Source organism: Streptococcus sp., from assembly GCF_032481935.1.
Classification (GTDB): domain Bacteria; phylum Bacillota; class Bacilli; order Lactobacillales; family Streptococcaceae; genus Streptococcus.
Map to the genome: position 1 here is coordinate 1 of NZ_JAWERU010000027.1, position 23,868 is coordinate 23,868.

Here is a 23,868-nt window from a genome sequence, read left to right on the forward strand (position 1 = left end):
AGTTGTTATCACTGCAACAAACATGCTTGAAACAATGACTGAAAAACCACGTGCAACTCGTTCAGAAGTATCAGACGTATTTAACGCTGTTATCGACGGAACTGATGCTACAATGCTTTCAGGTGAGTCAGCAAATGGTAAATACCCACTTGAGTCTGTTCGTACAATGGCAACTATCGATAAGAACGCTCAAACTCTTCTTAACGAGTACGGACGTTTGAACTCAGATTCATTTGAACGTAACTCTAAGACAGAAGTTATGGCTTCAGCAGTTAAAGACGCTACAAACTCAATGGACATCAAATTGGTTGTAACTCTTACTAAGACTGGTCACACAGCACGTTTGATCTCTAAATATCGTCCAAATGCTGATATCTTGGCATTGACATTTGACGAATTGACAGAACGTGGATTGATGTTGAACTGGGGTGTTATCCCAATGTTGACAGAAGCTCCATCATCAACTGATGACATGTTTGAAATTGCAGAACGTAAAGCAGTTGAAGCAGGTCTTGTACAATCTGGTGACGATATCGTTATCGTTGCAGGTGTGCCACTTGGTGAAGCAGTTCGTACTAACACAATGCGTATCCGCACTGTACGTTAATCTAACATTAAAAAGCCTATCATATCAAGCTTTCTAGCTTGTGTGATAGGTCTTTTTTTGTGACGAGGGGCAAAATATATCATTTTCCTTTCAATGCTAAGGTATAAACTACAGTTTGCCCTGTAACTTTTGCTGTAATTAAAGATTTCATTGGTCATCTTTGTATCTTTATGACTAAACTTAGCTAGGATTTTTTGGATAATAAGTCTATAAGTGTATGATTGAGGCTTGAGCTTATTGATGTTTGTGCAGAAAGGTTTGCTAAAAGATAGGGTTTAGTAGAGTTTAGGAAAATAAAAAAAGCTCTCTGGAAAAACCAGAAAGCTTTGAGAGGCATCTCCATGTGAGAAACAGGTTCACACAATTTCTCAAGGTCCGCTCCTGCGTTATGACCTCCTTTGCTCAATAGTAGCTCTCGCTACATATCGACTCATCGCAAGTTTTATTTTACTATAAGGTCAATAAAATGTCAATAAAAAAAGTTCCTATACCAAGGAACTGATGAACAATGCTAATTGCCGGGATCGAACCGGCGACCTCATCCTTACCATGGATGCGCTCTGCCTACTGAGCTAAATCAGCTTACTTAAAAAGTATACTATAGAATCAAATCTTTGTCAATAAAATGTTTTATTTAAAAGTAATCAGCTGTCAGTCAAACTAAAATGGCTTAAGAGAATATCCCTCAGCCATTTTATTCTAACCCAATTGATTTTGTTTTTTTTCTGGATTCCAGATAAAACTTGCAATAAAGCTAAAGATGATGGTAATAATCGCAACTAAGACAGCAAGAATCAGTGCTGGTATGCGAATAAACCACCACAAAGGATTTGGTTTTTTGTTATTGTGCCATTGTTTTGTTTCCTCATCCAGACGTTGGAATTCTGATTGGATACGTTCAGCAACCATCTCAATTCCTTCATCATTCATTTTCTTAATGTCTGAGATATCGATAGGATTTCCGAAGTTCATATCGACACGTTCACGACTGATGAGTCCTTTTAAGGTCATTGGACCAGTGTAAGTAACTGGCATGATGCGAACCTTGGCCATTTTAGCAATCAGAGCTACGCCCCCTTTGACATCGTTAGAATGACGACTACCACTTGGAAACATGATGAGAGATCGGTCGCTCTTTTTAAGGACATTGATAGGATATTTGATAGCCGAAGCGCTAGGATTCTCCCGATCAATAGGAAAGGCACCACACATACGGATCCACCAACCAAAGATTCGATTAGAGAACAGTTCCTTTTTAGCCATAAAAACAAACTGTTTCGGTTTGGTCGCAAATGCCATGTAGACAGGATCCCACCAAGTACGATGGGGAGCAACTAGGATATAGTTTTCATCTTGATTCGGAATTTTATCCGTATTATGATAATGAGCATTACCGTTGATAGACCAGAGAATCAACATAACCAGCCCACGAAGATAAGTATAAAACATGGTGTCTCCTTCAATTTTCTTTCTTTTATTATACCTTATCGTTGTAGGACAAGCAAATGTTTTTTTGTTTAGGCGGAATTGCTCTTCATATGAAATTAGAATTATTTTTAAAAAAATGATATGATAGAAATTATGGATAAAAATAAAATTATAGGCTTAAGCCAATCAGAAGTTAATGAACGTCAGAAACAGGGACAGGTCAATGATTTCAAAGCATCAGCTAGTACCAGTACTTGGCAGATTGTAAAACGAAATGTCTTTACTCTCTTCAATGCTTTAAACTTTGCTATTGCATTAGCGCTAGCTTTTGTTCAAGCCTGGAGCAACTTGGTTTTCTTTGCAGTTATCTGTTTTAACGCTTTTTCAGGAATTGTAACCGAGCTACGTGCCAAGCATATGGTTGATAAACTCAATCTCTTAAATAAAGAAAAGATTACGACTATTCGTGATGGACAAGAGATTGCTTTAGACCCTGAAGATCTTGTTTTGGATGATGTGATTCGCTTGTCTGCAGGGGATCAAATTCCAAGTGATGCGATTGTATTAGAAGGCTTTGCTGAAGTCAATGAAGCCATGTTAACGGGCGAGAGCGACTTGGTGCAAAAAGAAGTAGAAGACTTAATGCTGTCCGGTAGTTTTCTTGCCAGTGGTTCTGTCCTCGCTCAAGTTCATCATGTAGGAGCAGATAACTATGCAGCTAAACTCATGCTTGAAGCTAAGACAGTTAAACCTATCAACTCACGTATCATGAAATCGCTAGACCAGCTTGCAGGCTTTACTGGGAAAATCATCATTCCATTTGGAATTGCTCTATTGCTTGAAGCTTTGGTCTTAAAAGGTTTACCACTGAAGTCTTCTGTAGTGAATTCCTCTACAGCTCTTTTGGGAATGTTGCCTAAGGGGATTGCCCTCTTGACCATTACCTCTCTTTTAACCGCCGTTATCAAGCTTGGTTTGAAGAAGGTCTTGGTGCAGGAGATGTACTCTGTTGAAACCCTTGCGCGCGTGGATATGCTCTGCTTGGATAAGACAGGTACCATCACCCAAGGTAAGATGCAGGTTGAGACTGTTCTTCCTCTTACTCAAGTTTATGATCAAAATGCTATTGCTGACATACTAACTAGCTATATATCCCACAGTGAGGATAAAAATCCAACTGCTCAAGCTATTCGAAAGCGTTTTGTGGGAGAAGTAGCTTATCCGATGATTTCAAGTCTTCCATTTTCAAGCGATCGTAAATGGGGAGCAATGGAGTTGGAAGGTCTTGGAACTGTTTTTCTAGGCGCACCAGAGATGTTATTGAATGCTGAAGTTCCTGAGGCTAGAGAAGCTCTCGAACGAGGATCTCGTGTCTTAGTTCTGGCCCTCAGTCAAGAAAAACTTGATCACCACAAACCGCAGAAACCATCGGATATGCTGGCCTTGGCTTTGCTTGAGATTCTAGATCCAATCCGAGAAGGGGCAGCTGAAACTCTAGACTATCTTCGTTCTCAGGAAGTAGGGTTGAAAATTATTTCTGGTGATAATCCAGTTACCGTTTCAAGTATTGCTCAAAAAGCAGGTTTTGCAGATTATCATAGCTATGTAGATTGTTCAAAAATCACGGACGAGGAATTGATTGCTATGGCTGAGGAGACAGCGATTTTTGGACGTGTCTCGCCTCATCAAAAGAAACTAATCATCCAAACTCTGAAAAAAGCAGGACATACTACAGCCATGACAGGAGATGGTGTCAATGATATCCTTGCCCTCCGTGAGGCAGATTGTTCCATCGTGATGGCTGAAGGGGATCCAGCGACTCGTCAGATTGCAAATCTAGTCCTCTTGAACTCAGACTTTAATGATGTTCCTGAGATACTCTTTGAGGGGCGTCGTGTAGTTAATAATATTGCTCACATTGCTCCAATTTTCTTGATTAAGACCATCTATTCCTTCTTGTTGGCAATCATCTGTATTGCGAGTGCTTTGTTGGGACGTACTGAATGGATTTTAATTTTCCCATTCATTCCGATTCAGATTACCATGATTGACCAGTTCGTGGAAGGCTTCCCGCCGTTCGTATTGACCTTTGAACGAAATATTAAACCAGTCGAACAAAACTTCCTCAGAAAATCCATGCTCCGTGCACTACCAAGTGCCTTGATGGTAGTCTTTAGTGTTCTCTTTGTTAAAATTTTTGGAACCAGTCAAGGTTGGTCAGCGATTGAAATTTCGACACTTCTGTATTATCTACTAGCCTCAATTGGCTTCTTATCAGTAGTTAGAGCTTGCTTGCCATTTAGTCTATGGCGTGTCCTCTTGATTATTTGGTCAGTTGGTGGCTTCCTTGGAACTGCTCTATTTCCAAGAATCCAAAAACTACTTGAAATTTCAACACTGACAGGACAAACATTACCTGTCTATGGTGTCATGATGCTGATCTTTACTGTGATTTTCATCCTGACAAGTCGTTATCAAGCTAAAAGATAAAGAAAGGCTGCAATCCATGATTGCGGTCTTTTTAGGAGCAGGATTGCTAGCTAAAATATGGTATAATAAAGAGAAATAGACTTTTGGAAAGTGAGAGAAGATGATTTCAAAGAGATTAGAAACGGTAGCTTCTTTTGTACCTCAAGGAGCCGTTTTACTGGACGTAGGGAGTGATCATGCTTATCTGCCGATTGAATTAGTTGAAAAAGGGCACATTGAGCGTGCCATTGCAGGAGAGGTAGTAGAAGGTCCCTATCAATCTGCAGTCAAAAATGTTGAAAGTCATGGCTTGACTGAGAAAATTCAGGTTCGTTTAGCCAATGGTTTAGCAGCTTTCGAAGAAAGTGATCTGGTATCTGTCATCACTATTGCTGGAATGGGTGGTCGCTTGATTGCTACAATATTAGAAGAAGGATTAGACAAACTTGCCACTGTTGAGCGTTTGATTCTTCAACCCAATAATCGAGAAGATGAGTTGCGTTCTTGGTTACAAGAGCATGGTTTTCAAATCATAGCAGAAAGTATTCTAAAAGAAGCTGGGAAATTCTACGAGATCATAGTTGCAGAAGCTGGTAAAATGAATCTATCAGCAACTGATGTCCGCTTTGGCCCCTTCTTGTCCAAAGAAGTCAGTCCAGTCTTCATCCAAAAATGGCAAAAAGAAGCTGCTAAGCTTGAGTTTGCCCTTAGTCAAATTCCAGAAAAAAATCAAGAAGAACGTCAGGTTCTGGCAGATAAAATTCAAGCCATTAAGGAGGTGCTCCATGAAAGCAAGTGAAGTGATTAAGCGTTATGAAACCTATTGCCCCCAAGAATTTTCTATGGAGGGTGATAGCCGTGGTTTGCAGATTGGTACCCTAGACAAAGAAATCAAAAAAGTCATGGTTGCTCTTGATATACGTGAAGATACAGTGACAGAAGCTATTGAGAAGGGTGTAGATTTGATTATCGTTAAGCACGCGCCTATCTTTCGTCCAATCAAGGACTTGGTAGCTAGCCACCCTCAAAATCAGATTTATATCGATCTCATCAAGCACGATATCGCTGTTTATGTCAGTCATACTAATATCGATATTGTTGAAAATGGTCTCAATGACTGGTTCTGCCAACTATTGGATATTAAGAATACAACTTTTCTACAGGAAACAGGTCCTGAACGTGGCATCGGGCGTATTGGAACTATTAGACCTCAAACCTTTAAGGAATTTGCAGATCATGTTAAGGAAGTCTTTGGTTTAGATAGCCTTCGTATGGTGTATTATCAAGAGAGTGATTTGCAAAAAACCATTTCAAGAGTAGCTATTTGTGGTGGCAGTGGGCAGTCTTTCTACTCTGATGCTTTAGCAAAAGGAGCAGATGTTTACATTACTGGTGACATCTATTACCACACTGCCCAAGAGATGTTGTCAGACGGCTTGTTGGCTCTGGACCCAGGACACTATATTGAAGTTCTCTTTGTTGAAAAAATTGCAGCGTTCCTGAACGAATGGAAGGAAGAAAATGATTGGCCTTTAGAGGTCATCGCAAGTCAGGCATCGACCAATCCATTCCATCATATCTAGTTAGAAGGTAAAGACAATGAAAAAAGTTGCTATTGTAGGAGCAGGAATTGTAGGGGCAACGGCTGCCTACTATCTTTCTAAAGAAACTGATATCGAAGTAACTATCTTTGATCATGGGCACGGACAAGCGACCAAGGCAGCGGCAGGAATTATCAGCCCCTGGTTTTCTAAACGACGCAATAAGGTCTGGTACAAGATGGCGCGCCTAGGAGCAGATTTTTATGTAGATTTATTAGCTGATATAGAAAAATCTGGTCAAAAGGTAGATTTTTACCAACGCTCAGGAGTCTTTCTTCTTAAAAAAGATGAGTCCAAACTAGAGGAACTCTATCAACTAGCCTTGCAACGTAGAGATGAATCTCCCTTGATAGGGAAATTAGCCATTCTGGATCAAGAGTCTGCGAGTAAGTTATTCCCTGGTCTAAAGGGATTTGAGAGATTGCTTTATGCTTCTGGTGGAGCTCGAGTAGATGGGCAACTCCTAGTGAGTCGTTTACTGGATGCCAGTCAGGTTAAGGTCATAAAGAAAGAGGTTAGTCTAACTCCTTTATTATCAGGCTATCAGATAGACAATCAAATGTTTGACCAAGTAATTTTATCTACGGGAGCTTGGCTTGGACACATTTTGGAGCCTTTAGGCTATGAGGTGGATGTTCGTCCTCAAAAAGGTCAACTTAGAGATTATCAGGTTGATTTAGATATGGCAAGCTATCCTGTTGTCATGCCGGAAGGTGAGTGGGATTTGATACCATTTCCTGGAGGCAAGTTATCTCTAGGAGCTACCCATGAGAATGACATGGGATTTGATCTTACAGTCGATAAAAATTTGCTCCAACAAATGGCTGAGGCAGCGAATCCATTTTATCCGAGTTTAAAGGATGCAGTTTTATCTGGTGAACGTGTAGGAATTCGGGCTTATACGAGTGACTTTTCTCCATTTTTCGGACAGGTTCCAAACTTATCAGGAGTCTATACAGCAAGTGGTCTAGGATCTTCAGGCTTAACGACTGGTCCTATTATCGGTTATCATATAGCTCAAATGCTTCAAGGGAGAAAAGGAGTATTGGATCCAGCAGATTATCCGACTGAAAGATACATTAAAAAGAAACAATAGTAAACCTTTTACCTAGTTTTTACGATAGGATTAGGATAGCAAATGACTTTCCCTATCAAAAATGGTAAAATGAAAAAAATAATCCAAGAATTGAGGAAATAAAATGCAAGAAAAAATTCTGGTAACAGGTGGAGCAGGTTTTATCGGAACTCACACGGTCATTGAATTGATCCAAGCTGGACACCAAGTAGTTGTCGTGGATAATTTGGTAAACAGTAGTCGTAAAAGTCTTGAAGTAGTCGAAAGAATCACTGGGGTAGAAATTCCTTTCTACGAAGCAGATATTCGTGACACAGATACACTTCGTGATATTTTCAAACATGAAGAACCAACAGGTGTGATTCATTTTGCTGGTTTGAAAGCTGTAGGTGAGTCTACACGTATCCCACTTGCCTACTATGATAACAATATCGCTGGAACTGTCAGTCTCTTGAAAGTTATGGAAGAGACAAACTGTAAGAATATCATCTTCAGTTCATCAGCAACTGTTTATGGAGATCCTCATACAGTCCCAATCCTAGAAGATTTCCCACTTTCAGCTACAAACCCATATGGTCGTACCAAGCTAATGCTGGAAGAAATCTTGACAGATATCTATAAAGCAGATTCAGAGTGGAACGTTGTTTTACTTCGTTACTTCAACCCAATCGGTGCGCATAAGAGCGGTGATTTGGGTGAAAATCCAAACGGTATTCCAAATAACCTCCTTCCATATGTGACACAAGTTGCAGTTGGTAAGTTGGAACAAGTTCAGGTCTTTGGAGACGACTACGATACTGAAGATGGAACAGGTGTTCGTGACTATATCCACGTCGTTGACCTAGCAAAAGGACACGTTGCCGCCCTTAAGAAGCTTCAAAAAGGCTCTGGACTCAATGTGTATAACCTTGGTACTGGAAAAGGCTACTCAGTTCTTGAAATTATCCAAAATATGGAAAAAGCAGTCGGACGTCCTATTCCATACCGTATTGTTGAACGTCGCCCAGGTGATATTGCAGCTTGCTACTCAGATCCAGCAAAAGCTAAGGAAGAGCTAGGATGGGAAGCAGAACTTGGTATTACAGAGATGTGTCAAGACGCATGGCGTTGGCAAAGTCAACATCCAAACGGATTTGAAGACTAAGATGATGATTTCAATCATAGTCCCATGTTTAAACGAAGAGGAAGTACTTCCTCTTTTTTATCAAACTCTTGAAGTACTGATCCCAGATTTGGGAACAGAAATCGAATACATTTTTGTAGATGATGGTTCGACTGATAAGACTTTGGACGTTCTAAAGGTTTATCGAGAGAAAAATGCTGCAGTACATTATATCTCTTTCTCGCGAAATTTTGGGAAGGAAGCGGCCATATATGCAGGTTTACAACAAGCAAGTGGAGATTTGGTGGTGGTTATGGATGCAGACCTTCAGGATCCACCAAGCCTCTTGCTTGAGATGAAAGAACTACTAGATCAGAATCCAGACTTGGATTGTGTTGGAACTAGGAGAACTAGTCGAGACGGGGAACCCGTTTTACGTAGTTTCTGCGCCGATCTTTTTTATCGTTTCATGCAAAAAATTAGCCCAGTGGCTCTTCCATCGGGTGTCCGTGATTTTCGAATGATGAGAAGAACAGTTGTGGATGCAGTGTTGGAATTGACAGAATACAATCGCTTTTCCAAAGGGCTCTTTGCCTGGGTTGGTTTTCACACTCACTATCTAGAATACCCTAATGTTGAAAGGCGGGCGGGTAAGACTAGTTGGAGCTTTAGACAACTCTTTTTCTACTCTATCGAAGGGATTGTGAATTTTTCAGATTTTCCTTTGATATTAGCTTTTGTTGCGGGTCTTTCATCATGTTTTCTGGCTTTGGTGATGACACTGTTTGTAGTTGTCCGTACTCTCTTACTTGGCAATCCAACTTCTGGTTGGACCTCTCTGATGGCTGTCATTCTATTTCTTGGTGGTGTCCAATTATTGACGATTGGGATTCTCGGAAAATATATCAGTAAAATTTATCTGGAAACGAAAAAAAGACCCCTCTATCTGATAAAAGAACAGAGTGAGTCAAGATAAGATTTGCTAAAAATAAGTCCTTCAAAAGACTATAATTTTCTGGAAAAATATGCTAAACTAGAGGAAGTGGTATTTGGAAATTGAATCACCACTGATGACAAATTAATCTTTGATGAGCGCGCGAGTGGGACACTGTTTCACAGCTTCCACTAGCTCTTCACTAGCTGGGACGTCTCTCTCTAGTTGATTAGGATCATCATAGAAACGCACAATACCATTATCATGGTAATCAAATAAATCAGAATAGGTTTGGCATAGCCCGCAGGCAATGCATCGTTCAGGTATAAGTGTGATTTTCATATTTATATTGTAATAAGAAATTAGAAAAAAAACAAGGAGTAAGGTATGGAAAAGGAACCATGGCAAGAAGATATTTACGACATCGAGGAAAGTCGTTCGGAACGCAGAAGCAGAGGAAATAAGGAATCAGGAGTAGGAGCTAATCGTATTTTAACGATTTTGGCTTGTATTTTCTTTGTTATCGTTGTCGGTATGATTGCTATTCTAATCTACCTGTCATCCGGTGGAAGTGATCGTACGGCAGCCTTGAAAGATTTTCATGATTCTTCTGCGCCTAAGGTAGAGGAAGTTTCTTCAACATCATCAAGTAGTTCAGTTGAAGCATCAAGTTCTGAAGCAGAATCAACTTCTTCAAGTAGTTCAGAGGAACATACAAATGCTGAAGGAACCATTACTGTCCTTGCAGGTGAAGGTGAGGCAGCTATTGCAGCTAGAGCAGGCATTTCTATTGCTCAACTTGAAGCCTTGAACCCTGGTCATATGTCTTCAGGTACTTGGTTTGCAAATCCTGGTGATGTCCTTAAGACAAGATAGGAGTTAGAATGAAAACAATTCAGATTGCCATTGATGGACCAGCTTCAAGTGGTAAGAGTACAGTAGCTAAGATTATCGCTAAGGACTTTGGATATACCTACTTGGATACAGGTGCCATGTATCGTGCTGCGACTTACATCGCTTTGAACAACCAAGTAAGTCCAGAAGAGTCTTCTCGACTTCTTGAATTATTGGAACAATATCCGATTAGCTTTGGTCGTGCTGAAACAGGAGAACAGCTTGTTTTTGTTGGAGATGTTGATGTTACCAATCCAATCCGTGAAAATGAAGTAACCAATGCTGTATCTGCTTTTGCAGCCATTCCAGCTATTCGTGAAAAATTGGTAGCCCTTCAGCAAGAAATTGCCCAACAAGGCGGCATCGTTATGGATGGTCGAGATATTGGTACAGTGGTCTTGCCTAAGGCTGAATTGAAGATTTTTCTTGTTGCTTCAGTGGATGAGCGTGCGGAGCGTCGTTACAAGGAAAATCTTTCAAAGGGAATCGAAACAGATTTGGAAATTTTGAAAGAAGAGATTGCTGCGCGTGATTATAAAGATAGTCATCGTGAAACTTCACCTCTCAAGCAAGCTGAGGATGCAATCTATTTGGATACGACTGGCCTCTCTATTTTAGAAGTTGTTGAAAAAATTAAATCAGAAGCTCAAAAACATTTATAAGAACTATAAAACGATGAACTGAATTTCGGTTTATCGTTTTTTATCATAATTTGTCAAATAGTCTGTTTTAAGGTATAATAGTTGCTGTTGAAGAAAATTTGACATTCAAATAATCATAAATTTTTTTAAGGAGATAACATGAGTCAATTACCAAATTGCCCAAAATGTAATTCAGAATATGTATATGAAGATGGTGCACTTCTTGTTTGTCCAGAATGTGCTTACGAGTGGAATCCTGCTGAGCAAGTTGAAGCAGAAGAAGGCATTGTTGCTATCGATGCTAATGGAAACAAACTAGCTGATGGAGATACAGTAACCTTGATTAAAGATTTGAAGGTTAAAGGGGCTCCTAAAGACCTCAAACAAGGAACTCGTGTAAAAAACATCCGTATTGTTGAAGGTGACCACAACATTGACTGTAAGATTGATGGTTTTGGTGCTATGAAGCTTAAATCAGAATTTGTGAAGAAGATTTAATCATGATTAAAAATGAAAAAGTAATATTTTATAGTCGTATCTTTTTATTTATAGCAGCCTTTACCGGTGTATACTTGGAGATTACCAAACGTGGTGGTTTAGGGATGTTGCTTTACTACACAGTACTTTCTAACCTTTTGGTTGTACTTTTTACAGGATATCTTTTGATAAAGATGCGTAGTGGAGGTGATAGTTGGCAGAGTTCTGGTATCCTACGTCTCAAAGGTGGCGTCACTATGAGTATTATGATTACTTGTGTCATCTATCATTTCATGCTAGCTCCCTTGACGACAGATTTTTACCGTTTGGAAAATTTCCTTTGCCATTATATTGTCCCTCTCTGGTTTTTAGCAGATACAATTATTTTTGATAAGAGTCGTCAATATAAGTTAGTTGATCCCATGCTTTGGACTAGCCTTCCTTTGCTTTATATGATTTTTGCCCTTTTAAACGGTTTTGTTCTAAAGATGGATGTCCCTAATGCTAAGGATAGTCCCTTCCCTTATTTCTTTTTGAATGCTACCAAACATGGTTGGGGCTTTGTCTTTAAATGGGCAGCAACTATCTTTGTTGCCTACATGGTTTCAGGATATCTCTTTTATCTTGTGAAAAGTATTAAAAAATCTAAGAAATAAAAGTATCCAATGTGGGTGCTTTTTTTGTGATAGAGATAATTGTACCCGGACAAATCGATTTTTTTTATCTTGTACTTGAGTCATTTCTACCTTAAAATAAAATTGTAGCTACCAATACAACTATTGAGGAAGAGAAAATGACTGAAAATCGTTATGAATTAAATAAAAATTTGGCACAGATGCTTAAAGGTGGCGTCATCATGGATGTTCAAAATCCTGAGCAAGCAAGAATTGCAGAGGCTGCAGGTGCGGCAGCTGTTATGGCCTTGGAGCGAATTCCAGCTGATATTCGTGCAGCTGGTGGTGTCTCTCGTATGAGCGATCCAAAGATGATCAAGGAAATCCAAGACGCAGTCAGCATTCCAGTTATGGCCAAGGTTCGAATTGGGCATTTTGTTGAAGCACAGATTTTAGAAGCCATCGAGATTGACTATATCGATGAGAGTGAGGTGCTATCTCCAGCTGACGATCGTTTCCATGTGGATAAGAAAGAATTCCAAGTTCCTTTTGTTTGCGGTGCTAAAGATCTAGGAGAAGCCTTACGTCGTATCGCTGAAGGAGCATCAATGATCCGTACAAAAGGGGAACCTGGAACAGGAGACATCGTTCAGGCAGTCCGCCATATGCGTATGATGAATCAAGAAATCCGTCGCATTCAAAATCTCCGTGAAGATGAACTCTATGTCGCAGCAAAAGAACTCCAAGTACCTGTAGAATTAGTTCAATACGTTCACGAACATGGAAAACTACCAGTCGTGAACTTCGCAGCAGGTGGTGTAGCAACACCTGCAGATGCTGCTCTTATGATGCAGCTAGGTGCAGAAGGTGTCTTTGTTGGTTCAGGGATTTTCAAATCAGGTGATCCTGTTAAACGTGCAGCAGCAATTGTCAAGGCAGTTACAAACTATCAAAATCCTCAAATTTTAGCTCAAATCTCAGAAGATTTGGGAGAAGCCATGGTTGGTATCAATGAGAATGAAATCCAAATTCTCATGGCTGAGCGAGGAAAATAGATGAAAATTGGAATATTGGCCTTGCAAGGCGCCTTTGTAGAGCATGAGAAAGTCCTTGCTCAACTAGGAGTTGAAAGTATTGAACTACGAAACCTAGAAGATTTTCAGCAACATCGAAGTGAGCTATCAGGTTTGATTTTGCCAGGAGGTGAGTCAACGGCCATGGGGAAACTGTTGCGAGATCAGCAGATGCTAATTCCTCTAAGAGAGGCTATTCTCAATGGTTTACCAGTCTTTGGAACTTGTGCGGGTTTAATTTTGTTAGCAAAACAAATCACTTCTCAAGAGGAAAGCCATCTAGCGACCATGGATATAGTAGTAGAGCGCAATGCCTATGGGCGTCAGCTAGGAAGCTTTTGTACAGAAGCTGACTGCAAGGGCGTTGGTAAAATTCCAATGACCTTTATCCGTGGACCGATTATCAGTAGTGTTGGTGACAGTGTTGATGTTCTAGCGATTGTGAACAATCAAATCGTTGCGGCACAAGAAAAGAATATGCTCGTAACCTCCTTTCATCCTGAATTGACAAATGATCTTCGCTTGCATCAATACTTTATCAATATGTGCAAATAAAAATAGGTCGGGATTTTCCCGGCCTATTTTTACATGTAATAAACAATGGCAATGTATTGGAGAGCGGAAGCTGCCAGAATGAAGAGATGCCAGATCATGTGGAAGTAAGGTTTCTTCTTAGCATAAAAACCAGCACCAACTGTATAGCAAAGCCCACCTGATACCATAAGAGTCCAAAAGATTGGATTTGTTTGACTGATGATTGCTGGTAGGATAGCCACAACTAGCCAACCCATGATGAGGTAGAGTATCAGACTAAATTTTTCATTGACTTTTTTGGCAAAGATTTTATAAAGAATACCAAAAATAGTTGTTCCCCATTGAATGGCGATAATCAGATAACCAAACCAGTTATTCATCAAGGTCAAAACGACAGGAGTATAAGAACCTGCAATCGCAACATAAATCATAGAATGGTCAATAATTCGTAACACATATTTATGAGTTGAACCATAAGCCATAGAATGATAAATAGTTGATGATAAGAACATGAGAAAGAGGCTGATGACGAAGATGGAAACACCAATAGACGATAAGAAACCATGTGCCTCATAACTGTAAGTAGATGAAATGGGAAGTAGGATGAGCATGATAAATGCTCCTACAGCATGGGTGACACTGTTGGCAATTTCTTCTCCAAAACTAAGTCGTTTACTAAGTTTGAAACTAGTATTCATTTGTTTCCTCCTCTTCGGTTTCTGTATAGACTAGTGCAAGTGTTTGATGATAGAGTTTGACCGTTTGGCAGCTTGCCTGGATAATGGGATTAGCTGGATCAATATCTTTATTCATATAGTCCACAAAAGCATTGTAAAGTTCTTGTGAGTTAGTCTCTGTGTGTAGAGTGTTTAGGGTTTGAGCAATTTCCTGGATTGAAAAAACAGACTTGAGTGTTGTGATAGCAATCAATCGGGCAATTTGTTTGCGTTGGTATTTTTTCTTTTCAGGTTTACTGATATAGCCATGCTTCACATAGTTGTTCACCATTGATGCAGTTAAACCTTTCTCTTTAGCAAGAGAAATAGGGGAACAAACTTTATTCACATAAAGTAGGACCTGATCCAAATAGAGATCAATGTTTGGAATTTCGTCCCATTCTGGGTAGGAAAAAGTAGTTTTCATTTCCAACTCCTGTTTATCTAGTTTTAATAACTGGATTATAAAATAATAGAAACAAAAAGTCAAGTTTTAACTGCTTGTAGAAAGCCTTAAATTATGCTATGATGAGAGAAACTAGTCAGAAAAGAGGAGATAAGATGGAAATTCGTTTAGCCTTTCCAAACGAAGTAGATGCAATTATGCAGGTGATTGAGGAAGCTAAAAAATGCTTGGCGGAAGCTGGTAGCACCCAGTGGCAAAATGGTTACCCAAATGCCGACACGATTATTGAAGATATCATCTCTGGTCAGGCTTATGTAGCCTTGGACGAAGGAGAACTTTTAGCCTATGCAGCAGTGACTAAAAGTCCAGAAAAAGCTTATGAAGCCATTTATGATGGAAGTTGGGAAGGAAGAGAACCAGAATACCTTGTATTTCATCGGATTGCCGTTTCTAGAGATGTCCAAGGCCAAGGTGTTGCCCAGACCTTCTTGGAAGGCTTGATTGAAGGTTTTGATTACCTAGATTTTCGTTCAGATACACATGCTAAAAACAAGGCCATGCAACATATCTTTGAAAAGCTTGGTTTTAAACAGGTCGGTAAAGTTCCAATAGATGGAGAACGCTTGGCCTATCAAAAATTAAAATCAAATGCCTAAGAAGTATGCAAAGATACTGTACAAGTCTCCGATTGGGATCTTATCTTTGGTAGCAGATGATCACTATCTGTTTGGGATATGGGTTGAAGCACAGAGTTATTTTGAGAGAGGCTTGTCGGCAGGTAATCTAGTTGAGGTGGAAAGTCATCCCATTTTAAATCAGATTACTAGCTATTTAGATGCTTATTTTAAAGGACAAAATCAAGATTTGTCTCAGTTACCTTTAGCTCCTGTCGGTAGTGATTTCGAAAAAAGAGTCTGGAACTACTTGCAAGGAATTCCTTTTGGTCAGACAGTTACTTATGGACAAATAGCTAAGGACTTGCAGATAGCTTCGGCTCAGGCAATCGGAGGTGCTGTAGGGCGCAACCCATGGTCTATCCTAGTACCTTGTCACCGCGTATTAGGTGCAGGTAATCGTCTAACGGGTTATGCTTCAGGAATTGACAAGAAGGCTTGGCTCTTAAAGCATGAAGGTGCAGTATTTCAAGAGAATAAGGAATAGAAAGAAAAGAAAATGTTAGAATTTATCGAATATCCAAAATGTACAACTTGTAAAAAAGCCAAAAAAGAGTTAGATCAACTCGGATTAGAGTATAAAGATGTTCATATTGTAGAAGAAACTCCTAGTGAAGAAGTCATTTTAAATTGGCTTGAAACTTCAGAATTTGAGTTGAAGCAATTTTTCAATACTAGTGGTATTAAATACCGTGAACTGGGTTTAAAAGACAAGGTTGGAACTTTATCCAATAAAGAAGCAGCCAAACTCTTGGCCAGTGATGGTATGTTATTAAAACGTCCAATATTAGTGGAGAATGGTGCTGTGAAGCAGATTGGTTATCGTAAAACCTACGACAACTTGGCTTTGAAATAGTTTTTTTCTATCTCCTTGATAGGTAAAATATATAACCTCACGCTTTTAAAGTATGATAAACTAGTAGGTAGACAAAGTCTCTTCTGCTCGTAGCAAATATTTTAAATCTAGGCAGAAGTATGATAGAATGATTCATTATCAGGAGAGGATGTTTCTATGAATGTTACAACAATTTTAGCATCAGATTGGTACCAAAACTTGATGCAGTATATTCCAGACGGCAAACTGTTTAGTTTTCGTTCTGTCTTTGATGGGATTCCAAGAATTGTACAACAATTGCCAACAACATTGATGTTGACAGTATTTGGTGCTTTTTTTGGTATAATATTGGCCTTGGTTTTTGCTATCGTAAAAATTAATCGAGTTAGAATTCTTTATCCATTACAAGCATTCTTTGTTAGTTTCTTAAAAGGGACACCAATCCTAGTGCAGTTGATGTTGACTTACTATGGAATTCCTCTAGCATTAAAAGCGTTGAATCAACAATGGGGAACTGCTTTTAATATCAATGCGATTCCAGCTGCAGCTTTTGCCATTGTAGCTTTTGCTTTTAACGAAGCAGCTTACGCTAGTGAAACTATCCGTGCAGCTATTCTTTCTGTTAATCCTGGAGAGATTGAAGCCGCTCGTAGTCTTGGAATGACACGTGCACAAGTTTACCGTCGTGTGATTATTCCAAATGCAGCGGTAGTAGCGACTCCAACCTTGATTAACTCCCTAATCGGTTTGACTAAGGGGACTTCCCTAGCCTTTAGTGCGGGTGTTGTAGAAGTCTTCGCCCAAGCTCAGATTTTGGGTGGTGCCGACTATCGTTACTTCGAACGTTTCATCTCAGTTGCCCTTGTATACTGGGTGGTAAATATCGCTATTGAAAATCTTGGCCGCTTTATTGAGAAAAAAATGGCCATCGAAGCACCAGATAATGCGAAAACAGATGTGAAAGGAGACCTTCGCTAATGATTAAGATTTCAAATTTAAGCAAATCCTTTTCTGGTCAAACCGTCTTGGATCATCTGAATTTAGATATTCAAAAAGGGGAAGTAGTAGCTTTGATTGGTTCCTCAGGAGCGGGGAAGTCAACCTTTCTTCGTAGCCTAAATTATTTGGAAACACCTGATAGTGGAAGTATTCAGATTGATGATTTCAAAGTTGACTTTTCTCAAATTACTCAAGATGAAATCTTGACTCTTCGTCGTAAGTTGTCCATGGTGTTCCAACAGTTCAATTTGTTTGAGCGTAGAACAGCCTTAGACAATGTCAAGGAAGGTTTGGTAGTTGTTAAAAAACTTTCCGACCAAGAAGCAACTAAGATTGCCAAAGAAGAGTTGGCTAAGGTTGGTCTTTCAGATCGTCAACAGCACTATCCTCGCCACTTATCAGGTGGACAAAAACAACGGGTAGCTTTGGCGCGTGCTTTAGCCATGAAGCCAGCAATCTTGCTCTTGGATGAACCTACTTCAGCCCTTGACCCAGAATTGGTTGGTGAGGTAGAAAGATCTATCGCTAATGCAGCTAAATCAGGTCAAACCATGATTTTAGTCAGTCACGATATGTCCTTTGTTTCCCAAGTAGCTGATAAGGTTTTGTTCTTGGATAAAGGAAAGATTATTGAGTCTGGAACACCAGATGAGATTATCAATCATCCTAAAGAAGAACGAACAAAAGAATTCTTTGCTAGTTACAAACGAACCTATATTTGATATAATAGAAGATAAGAAAGACTCAGTTGGCTAGGCTAACTGGGTTTGCTCTTTAAAATTAATAGAAAAGAGAGAGAGCATGCTAGTTCAGCTATTTGCTTTGTATTTAGAGAGTTTAGTGTTGACAATTCTACTGGTCTTGATTATTTTAGGACTCTGGATTGGACTTAGAGCTCTGTCTGGGGTTGACAAAACTGCTAAAGCACGTCAAGCCCATCTCTACGATATGATTATGATTGGAGTTTTAACAATTCCAGTATTGTCATTTGCAACCATGAGCATTTTGTTGGTTCTCAAGGCTTAATAGTTGTAAAATGGGATTTAATCCGTTAGAATAAAAATAGTTACAACAAGAAAGAAGGAAAGTGAATGTACGATACGATTATTATCGGTGCAGGGCCTGCTGGGATGACTGCAGCCTTGTACGCAGCACGTAGCAATTTGAAAGTTGCTTTGATTGAAGGTGGACTTCCTGGTGGTCAGATGAATAATACTTCTGACATTGAAAACTATCCAGGTTATGCTAATATCAGTGGTCCTGAATTAGCTGAAAAGATGTTTGAACCTCTTGAAAATCTAGGTGTTGAGCATCTCTATGGCTTCGTTGAAAATGTTGAGGATCATGGCGAATTCAAAAAAGTCGTAACAGACGACCAAGTTTATGAAACTCGCACAGTTATCGTAGCGACTGGTTCTAAGCACCGTCTCTTGGGGGTTCCAGGAGAAGAAGAACTCAATAGTCGTGGAGTTTCTTACTGTGCAGTTTGTGATGGAGCCTTTTTCCGCGACCAGGATTTGTTGGTCGTAGGTGGAGGTGACTCCGCAGTTGAAGAGGCTATCTTCTTAACACGGTTTGCAAAATCTGTTACCATTGTTCACCGTCGAGATGAACTACGTGCCCAAAAGGTCTTGCAAGATCGTGCCTTTGCCAATGAAAAAATCAACTTCATTTGGGATTCTGTCGTTAAAGAAATCAAGGGTGAAAACCGTGTGGAATCGGTTGTGATTGAAAATGTTAAAACAGGTCAGGTGACAGAACAAGCTTTTGGTGGTGTCTTCATCTATGTTGGTTTAGACCCTGTTAGTGACTTTGTCCAAGAGTTGCAGATTCGCGACCAGGCAGGTTGGATTGTGACAGATGATCACATGAAGACAAGTGTTACAGGTGTCTTTGCGGTTGGGGATGTTCGTCAAAAAGACCTTCGCCAAGTTACAACAGCTGTTGGAGATGGCGCTATTGCAGGTCAAGAGGCCTACAAATATATTACCGAACATTATTAAAAAGGCGGTGGGACAGAAAACGATAGACAAAGTCTAGATTTCGAAGTTCCAGCCCTGCGAGGATGATTAGGAGCTTTTTGGAGTCTAAAAGATGAACAAAAAGTTCAATCAGCTACCGTGTCAAAGTTTGATTGCTAATAAAAAGTGAGGTCGGGATCTTTTGTCCCAACCTCACTTTTTATTAGAGTCGATTTCGAAAAACTTCGTACATGAGAATGGCAGCAGCAACGCTGGCATTGAGGCTCTGTACGTGCCCATTCATTGGAATAGTGATCATCTCGTCCACTTGTTTTTTGATGTTGCTAGAGATACCTTTGCCTTCATTTCCGATGATGAGAGCAATCTTTCCTTTGGTATTCCATTTGTGGCAAGGAGTTCCGTTCATATCAGTTCCAAATGTCCAGAAACCTTCATCCTTAAGTTTGTCTAAGGTTTGGCTAAGATTAGTGACTCGAGCAATAGGAACGTGTTCAATCGCACCTGTTGCTGTTTTTGCAACTACGGGTGTTACACCAACTGCTCGATGTTTTGGAATAATGACACCTGAAACATTGGTTGCATCCGCTGTTCTCAAGATAGAACCAAGATTATGTGGGTCCGTTAAACCATCAAGGATTAGTAGTAGTGGGTTTTCTTCCTGGCGTGTCTTAGCAAGAATCTGCTCAAGTTCAGTGTAGGCAAATTCAGAAACGCGCAAGACAAAACCTTGGTGAACAGCTCCTTCAGTCATCTCAGAAAGTGATTTTTTGGAAGTCCAAGAAATGGATACTTTCTTTTCAGTAGCCAATTCCTTAACTTTTTCCACATTCTTTCCTCGTAAATCTTCCTGAAGGTAGAGTTTGTTTCCAGTATTTGCTAAAAGAGCTTCTGTGACGGCATGAACGCCATAGACAATATCGTTTGTTTTCATATCTTCATTATAACACAAAATCCCGTCTTGCAACGGGATTTTCTTTATTCAAGAATGAGCAGGCCATCTTTAACTTCAAATGGGTCTTTTTCATTGATACGATCATAGAACATAATGCCATTTAAGTGGTCAATTTCATGTTGAACTACGATTGAGTTGTAGCCTTTTAGTTTGATGCGGTGCTTTTCTCCATCCTTATCAAAATAGTCGACAGTTACTCGAGCGTGGCGGATAACATAGCCTGGAACAGCACGGTCAACAGACAAGCAACCTTCTCCCTCGCCTAAGGCAGCATCTTGGACTGAGTGTGAGACGATTTTAGGATTGTACATGACAGCCTGTAAATCATAGGCTTCTTGTGGAGTTTCCCCTTCCTCAGTGATATTTGGTACCAGTACGGCGATGATGCGTTTTGAGATGTCGAGCTGCGGTGCAGCAAGTCCAACTCCTCCACGTAGACCTAATTTTTCAGCCATAACAGGATCTTGCGAGTGTTTCAAAAATTGCATCATTTTTTCTCCAAGAATGATATCTTGATCACTCAAAGGGAAACTGACTTCCTCGGCAACAGCACGAAGAGTAGGGTTCCCTTCGCGGATAATATCTTTCATATCGATTAAATGAGCAGCTTTGGTAATTCGTTCTATAGCAGACATATTCTTTCCTTTCCTTCTATTACAATTACATGATAACACAAAACAGATGAGAAAGAAAGTCACAGAAGTTGCTAAAAAATAATATAATAAAAGGAAATACCTATTTGTCTGTGGTATAATAGAGTAAGAAAATAGACTTTAAAATCATGGGAGAAAAATGATGGAACAACGTAGTAGAAAAAGAAAAAATGGTCCCGTTTTACAAGCTATTAGACATTCCGTTCGGTTTTTCAGGAACTATAAGCAGTGGAATAATCGCACTTTTATTGTGGTCTTGTTAGCTTCGGTAGCTGTCTCGATGATGCTTACTTTATTAGTGGAAGGAGCTCGAGGGATTTCTTTAAGCAGTAGTGATCCAAGTTCCGCACACCAAGAGTCAAGTTCTCAGGCAAAGAATGCAGAGACGGAACAAGAAACGAGTGCGCGTATCATGGCAAATGGTGATTTGCTCTATCATGACATTATCTACATTTCAGCCAAAAAATCAGACGGCACCTATGATTTCCATGAAAATTTTGAGTATGTAAAACCCTGGCTGAAGCAAGCTGACTTAGTCATTGGTGATTTTGAAGGAACTGTAAATAAAGACCACTATCTTGCAGGATACCCCTTGTTCAATGCACCTGGTGAAGTTATGGATGCTATAAAAGATGCAGGCTATCAAGTGCTAGATTTGGCTCACAATCATATCTTGGATTCTCAGATTGAGGGAGTGATTTCAACTGCAGATGCTATTGAAAAGGCAGGAATGACACCGGTCGGGGTCTATACCCATGAATCACGAGATAAGGCTCCTTTAGTTATCAAGGAAGTTAATGGTATTAAAGTTGCTATTTTAGCTTATTCCTATGGTTTTAACGGCATTGAACAAAGCATTTCACAAGAGGATTATAATCGTTATCTTTCAGACTTAGACGAAGATAAAATGAAGGCTGAAATTGAACGAGCAGAGAAGGAGGCAGATATTACAATTATCATGCCTCAGATGGGAGTTGAGTATCAAATTGAGCCGACTGAGGAGCAAAAGAAACTTTACCATAAAATGATTGATTGGGGAGCTGATATTATCTTTGGTGGTCATCCTCACGTTGTTGAACCAGCTGAAACGGTTGAAAAAGACGGTGATAAAAAGCTTATCATCTACTCTATGGGGAATTTTATCTCAAATCAACGGATTGAAACCATGCAGGATGTTGAAAATGCCAAGTGGACGGAACGTGGAGTCCTCATGGATGTGACTATTAAGAAGAAATCCGGAAAAACGACTATTGAGACGGCCCAAGCCCATCCAAGCTGGGTGAGTCGTACTCCAAAGGGAGGCTATTCTCCAGAAGGCTACCCACTCTATCTTTACCAAACCTATATCTTGGAAGATTTTATAGAGGGCGGGAAATACCGTAGTCAGTTAGACGAGGCCACAAAGCAAAGGATTGATACAGCCTATAAAGAAATGAATGAACATGTAGGTTTGAAGTGGTAGTGATTCGAATCTCAAGGAGACAAAATGGAAATTAAGATAGTAGCAACGGATATGGACGGTACTTTGTTGGATCCTAAAGGACAACTGGATCTACCTCGACTAGAGAAAATTTTAGATCAGCTAGATCAGCGTGGAGTTCGTTTTGTCATTGCAACGGGAAATGAAGTTCATCGAATGCGACAATTACTGAAACATCTAGCAGATAGAGTAGTTCTCGTGGTTGCTAATGGTGCTCGTATATTCGAAAGTGATAAATTGATTCAAGCTCAGACTTGGGACGATGCTATGGTTGATAGAGCTTTGGTTCATTTTAAAGGCAGAGAGTGTCAGGATCAGTTTGTCGTAACTGCTATGAATGGCGGTTTTGTCAAGGAAGGCACTGTCTTTACCGAACTTGATAAATTCATGACTCCGGAGATGATTGAGAAATTCTATCAAAGGATGCACTTCGTCGATGAATTTGACTCTAAACTCTTCGGTGGTGTTCTCAAGATGAGTATGGTTGTTGGTGAAGAACGATCCGATTCGGTTTTACAGGAAATCAATGACTTATTTGATGGGCATGTGCGAGCTGTTTCTAGTGGATATGGTTGTATTGATATCTTACAAGATGGGATTCATAAGGCTTGGGGCTTAGAAGAATTGCTCAAACGTTGGAATTTAAAACCTGAACAAATCATGGCTTTTGGAGACAGTGAAAATGACATTGAAATGTTAGAGTTGGCAGGTATTTCTTACGCAATGGAAAATGCAGAGGATAGAGTCAAGGAAATTGCGACAGAAGTAGCGCCAGCAAACAGTCAGGCAGGGGTTTACCAAGTTTTAGAAAACTGGCTAGAAGAAGGAGAATAACTTGGCAGTACAACTATTAGAAAACTGGCTCTTAAAAGAGCAAGAGAAAATTCAAACCAAGTATCGTGAACTTAATCAAATCTCGGTAATTGAACCAGATATCATTTTTATCGGGGATTCCATTATTGAATATTATCCCTTGCAAGAATTATTGGGAACGTCAAAAACTATTGTGAACCGAGGAATTCGAGGCTACCAGACGGGACTTTTACGAGAAAATCTTGATGCTCACCTCTATGGCGATGCAGTGGATCAAATTATACTTTTGATTGGGACAAATGACATTGGAAAAGATGTTCCAATGAATGAAGCGCTAAACAATATTGAGAGTGTGATTCAAACCATTTCTCGTGATTATCCACTGTCACAGATAAAGCTAGTTTCTATTCTGCCGGTCAATGAGAGTACGGACTTCAAGCAGACAGTTTATATTCGTACCAATGAGAAAATCAAGGCCTGGAACCAAGCCTATCAAGACCTTGCCTCTGCCTATATGCAGGTTGAATTTGTGCCTGTTTTTGAGAACTTACTCGATCATGAGGGGCAACTCAAGGCAGACTATACAACGGATGGTCTTCATCTCAGTGTCCCTGGCTACCAGGCTTTATCAAGTACTCTAAAAAAATATATTTTCTAGATAGATTCACTAATTTGATATAAATTTAAGAATCATAAATAATAAAAAAATTCTTCTTGTAGATGTAAAAAAGTGATAAACATTCACTATGGTCTATAAGTTGAATTTTTTGTTTTTATCATAAATTCGCTAGAATACTGGATTATTTTTGCTTTATAGTCATTTAGTTTTAAAAAAGCACTCTAAACATTCAAAGATATTTGGGACTTCCCTTAATAAATTTGTCACTTTCTTTTTCAAGACAGCCCAAG

29 protein-coding genes and 1 tRNA gene are annotated in these 23,868 nt (G+C 39.7%); 23 read left to right on the forward strand and 7 right to left on the reverse strand.

All coding sequences use genetic code 11. The features are described from left to right. Positions 1-607: pyruvate kinase (locus tag E7C97_RS06365; protein ID WP_316108506.1), on the forward strand; the 607-nt coding region annotated here is incomplete at its 5' end. Between the two features lie 509 nt (positions 608-1,116). Here the strand turns inward: E7C97_RS06365 and E7C97_RS06370 are convergent. Then, positions 1,117-1,189: transfer RNA gene (locus E7C97_RS06370), tRNA-Thr, on the reverse strand. A gap of 117 nt (positions 1,190-1,306) precedes the next feature. Next, on the reverse strand, positions 1,307-2,056 hold the full coding sequence (locus tag E7C97_RS06375; RefSeq protein ID WP_316108507.1) for a 1-acyl-sn-glycerol-3-phosphate acyltransferase: 750 nt from the start codon (positions 2,054-2,056) through the stop codon (positions 1,307-1,309). Positions 2,057-2,188: 132 nt separating this feature from the next. Here E7C97_RS06375 and E7C97_RS06380 point away from each other — a divergent pair, with 132 nt between their 5' ends. From E7C97_RS06380 to E7C97_RS06405, 6 genes are all read left to right on the forward strand, one after another. Then, entirely contained in the window at positions 2,189-4,525 is a 2,337-nt protein-coding gene (locus E7C97_RS06380; RefSeq protein WP_316108508.1) for a cation-translocating P-type ATPase, read from the forward strand. Between the two features lie 100 nt (positions 4,526-4,625). Beyond that, positions 4,626-5,303 carry a tRNA (adenine(22)-N(1))-methyltransferase TrmK gene (locus E7C97_RS06385; RefSeq protein ID WP_316108509.1) on the forward strand — a complete coding sequence of 226 codons (678 nt, stop codon included), beginning with the start codon at positions 4,626-4,628 and terminating at the stop codon, positions 5,301-5,303. Then, positions 5,290-6,087 (forward strand): Nif3-like dinuclear metal center hexameric protein, encoded by a 798-nt coding sequence (locus E7C97_RS06390; RefSeq protein ID WP_316108510.1) that lies wholly within the window; start codon positions 5,290-5,292, stop codon positions 6,085-6,087. The genes E7C97_RS06385 and E7C97_RS06390 overlap by 14 nt, the downstream gene beginning before the upstream one ends. A gap of 16 nt (positions 6,088-6,103) precedes the next feature. Further along, positions 6,104-7,201, forward strand: coding sequence for an FAD-dependent oxidoreductase (locus E7C97_RS06395; RefSeq protein WP_316108511.1), 1,098 nt, complete (start codon positions 6,104-6,106; stop codon positions 7,199-7,201). 103 nt (positions 7,202-7,304) lie between these two features. Further along, positions 7,305-8,324: a UDP-glucose 4-epimerase GalE gene (galE, locus tag E7C97_RS06400; protein ID WP_316108512.1), complete on the forward strand. Its 1,020-nt coding sequence runs from the start codon at positions 7,305-7,307 to the stop codon at positions 8,322-8,324. A gap of 1 nt (position 8,325) precedes the next feature. Then, a complete protein-coding gene (locus tag E7C97_RS06405; protein ID WP_049548286.1) occupies positions 8,326-9,258 on the forward strand; it encodes a glycosyltransferase family 2 protein in 933 nt (310 codons plus the stop codon). Positions 9,259-9,360: 102 nt separating this feature from the next. On the opposite strand, the gene E7C97_RS06410 is transcribed toward E7C97_RS06405, so the two are convergent. Beyond that, complete coding sequence (locus E7C97_RS06410; protein ID WP_316108513.1) at positions 9,361-9,558, reverse strand: ferredoxin; 198 nt, start codon at positions 9,556-9,558, stop codon at positions 9,361-9,363. A gap of 45 nt (positions 9,559-9,603) precedes the next feature. On the opposite strand from E7C97_RS06410, the gene E7C97_RS06415 reads away from it, so the two are divergent. The 6 genes from E7C97_RS06415 to pdxT all read left to right on the forward strand — a co-directional run bounded on the left by E7C97_RS06415 (position 9,604) and on the right by pdxT (position 13,470). After that, positions 9,604-10,092 (forward strand): SAG1386/EF1546 family surface-associated protein, encoded by a 489-nt coding sequence (locus E7C97_RS06415; RefSeq protein WP_000410178.1) that lies wholly within the window; start codon positions 9,604-9,606, stop codon positions 10,090-10,092. 8 nt (positions 10,093-10,100) lie between these two features. Further along, on the forward strand, positions 10,101-10,772 hold the full coding sequence (cmk, locus tag E7C97_RS06420) for a (d)CMP kinase (RefSeq protein ID WP_316108514.1): 672 nt from the start codon (positions 10,101-10,103) through the stop codon (positions 10,770-10,772). 138 nt (positions 10,773-10,910) lie between these two features. Next, positions 10,911-11,249, forward strand: a complete 339-nt coding sequence (locus tag E7C97_RS06425) for a zinc ribbon domain-containing protein YjdM (RefSeq protein ID WP_316108515.1) — start codon at positions 10,911-10,913, stop codon at positions 11,247-11,249. 2 nt (positions 11,250-11,251) lie between these two features. Next, positions 11,252-11,884, forward strand: a complete 633-nt coding sequence (locus tag E7C97_RS06430; RefSeq protein ID WP_316108516.1) for a Pr6Pr family membrane protein — start codon at positions 11,252-11,254, stop codon at positions 11,882-11,884. Between the two features lie 137 nt (positions 11,885-12,021). Then, positions 12,022-12,897, forward strand: a complete 876-nt coding sequence (gene pdxS / locus E7C97_RS06435; protein WP_223339211.1) for a pyridoxal 5'-phosphate synthase lyase subunit PdxS — start codon at positions 12,022-12,024, stop codon at positions 12,895-12,897. Beyond that, on the forward strand, positions 12,898-13,470 hold the full coding sequence (gene pdxT / locus E7C97_RS06440) for a pyridoxal 5'-phosphate synthase glutaminase subunit PdxT (RefSeq protein ID WP_223339212.1): 573 nt from the start codon (positions 12,898-12,900) through the stop codon (positions 13,468-13,470). Positions 13,471-13,499: 29 nt separating this feature from the next. On the opposite strand, the gene E7C97_RS06445 is transcribed toward pdxT, so the two are convergent. Both E7C97_RS06445 and E7C97_RS06450 read right to left on the reverse strand, forming a co-directional pair. After that, the gene (locus E7C97_RS06445; RefSeq protein ID WP_223339213.1) at positions 13,500-14,147 is read right to left on the reverse strand and encodes a hemolysin III family protein; all 648 of its coding nucleotides are present in this window, start codon (positions 14,145-14,147) and stop codon (positions 13,500-13,502) included. Continuing rightward, on the reverse strand, positions 14,137-14,592 hold the full coding sequence (locus E7C97_RS06450) for a DUF1836 domain-containing protein (RefSeq protein WP_061863266.1): 456 nt from the start codon (positions 14,590-14,592) through the stop codon (positions 14,137-14,139). The genes E7C97_RS06445 and E7C97_RS06450 overlap by 11 nt, the downstream gene beginning before the upstream one ends. A 134-nt stretch (positions 14,593-14,726) precedes the next feature. On the opposite strand from E7C97_RS06450, the gene E7C97_RS06455 reads away from it, so the two are divergent. The 7 genes from E7C97_RS06455 to trxB all read left to right on the forward strand — a co-directional run bounded on the left by E7C97_RS06455 (position 14,727) and on the right by trxB (position 19,082). Further along, the gene (locus E7C97_RS06455) at positions 14,727-15,227 is read left to right on the forward strand and encodes a GNAT family N-acetyltransferase (RefSeq protein ID WP_316108517.1); all 501 of its coding nucleotides are present in this window, start codon (positions 14,727-14,729) and stop codon (positions 15,225-15,227) included. Then, positions 15,220-15,732 carry a methylated-DNA--[protein]-cysteine S-methyltransferase gene (locus tag E7C97_RS06460; RefSeq protein ID WP_316108518.1) on the forward strand — a complete coding sequence of 171 codons (513 nt, stop codon included), beginning with the start codon at positions 15,220-15,222 and terminating at the stop codon, positions 15,730-15,732. Before E7C97_RS06455 ends, E7C97_RS06460 begins: the two co-directional genes overlap by 8 nt. Before the next feature lie 12 nt (positions 15,733-15,744). Continuing rightward, a complete protein-coding gene (locus tag E7C97_RS06465) occupies positions 15,745-16,101 on the forward strand; it encodes a Spx/MgsR family RNA polymerase-binding regulatory protein (RefSeq protein WP_316108519.1) in 357 nt (118 codons plus the stop codon). Positions 16,102-16,257: 156 nt separating this feature from the next. Further along, entirely contained in the window at positions 16,258-17,058 is an 801-nt protein-coding gene (locus E7C97_RS06470) for an amino acid ABC transporter permease (RefSeq protein ID WP_049508615.1), read from the forward strand. Further along, positions 17,058-17,801, forward strand: coding sequence for an amino acid ABC transporter ATP-binding protein (locus E7C97_RS06475; protein WP_049502693.1), 744 nt, complete (start codon positions 17,058-17,060; stop codon positions 17,799-17,801). Before E7C97_RS06470 ends, E7C97_RS06475 begins: the two co-directional genes overlap by 1 nt. Positions 17,802-17,880: 79 nt before the next feature. Continuing rightward, entirely contained in the window at positions 17,881-18,105 is a 225-nt protein-coding gene (locus E7C97_RS06480) for a DUF4059 family protein (RefSeq protein ID WP_000960970.1), read from the forward strand. Positions 18,106-18,170: 65 nt separating this feature from the next. Then, complete coding sequence (gene trxB / locus E7C97_RS06485; protein WP_060955540.1) at positions 18,171-19,082, forward strand: thioredoxin-disulfide reductase; 912 nt, start codon at positions 18,171-18,173, stop codon at positions 19,080-19,082. Positions 19,083-19,263: 181 nt separating this feature from the next. Here the strand turns inward: trxB and rlmB are convergent, their stop codons facing one another. Next, positions 19,264-19,992, reverse strand: coding sequence for a 23S rRNA (guanosine(2251)-2'-O)-methyltransferase RlmB (rlmB, locus tag E7C97_RS06490; RefSeq protein ID WP_000855759.1), 729 nt, complete (start codon positions 19,990-19,992; stop codon positions 19,264-19,266). Positions 19,993-20,036: 44 nt separating this feature from the next. Further along, entirely contained in the window at positions 20,037-20,648 is a 612-nt protein-coding gene (gene def, locus E7C97_RS06495) for a peptide deformylase (RefSeq protein WP_001272935.1), read from the reverse strand. A gap of 160 nt (positions 20,649-20,808) precedes the next feature. Here def and E7C97_RS06500 point away from each other — a divergent pair, with 160 nt between their 5' ends. From E7C97_RS06500 to E7C97_RS06510, 3 genes are read left to right on the forward strand one after another with little or no spacing between them, the layout of a single operon-like run. Beyond that, positions 20,809-22,128 (forward strand): CapA family protein, encoded by a 1,320-nt coding sequence (locus tag E7C97_RS06500; RefSeq protein WP_316108520.1) that lies wholly within the window; start codon positions 20,809-20,811, stop codon positions 22,126-22,128. Between the two features lie 24 nt (positions 22,129-22,152). Next, positions 22,153-22,980, forward strand: coding sequence for an HAD family hydrolase (locus tag E7C97_RS06505; RefSeq protein ID WP_316108521.1), 828 nt, complete (start codon positions 22,153-22,155; stop codon positions 22,978-22,980). 1 nt (position 22,981) lies between these two features. Next, positions 22,982-23,617 carry an SGNH/GDSL hydrolase family protein gene (locus E7C97_RS06510; protein ID WP_316108522.1) on the forward strand — a complete coding sequence of 212 codons (636 nt, stop codon included), beginning with the start codon at positions 22,982-22,984 and terminating at the stop codon, positions 23,615-23,617. Positions 23,618-23,868 lie beyond the last annotated feature (251 nt).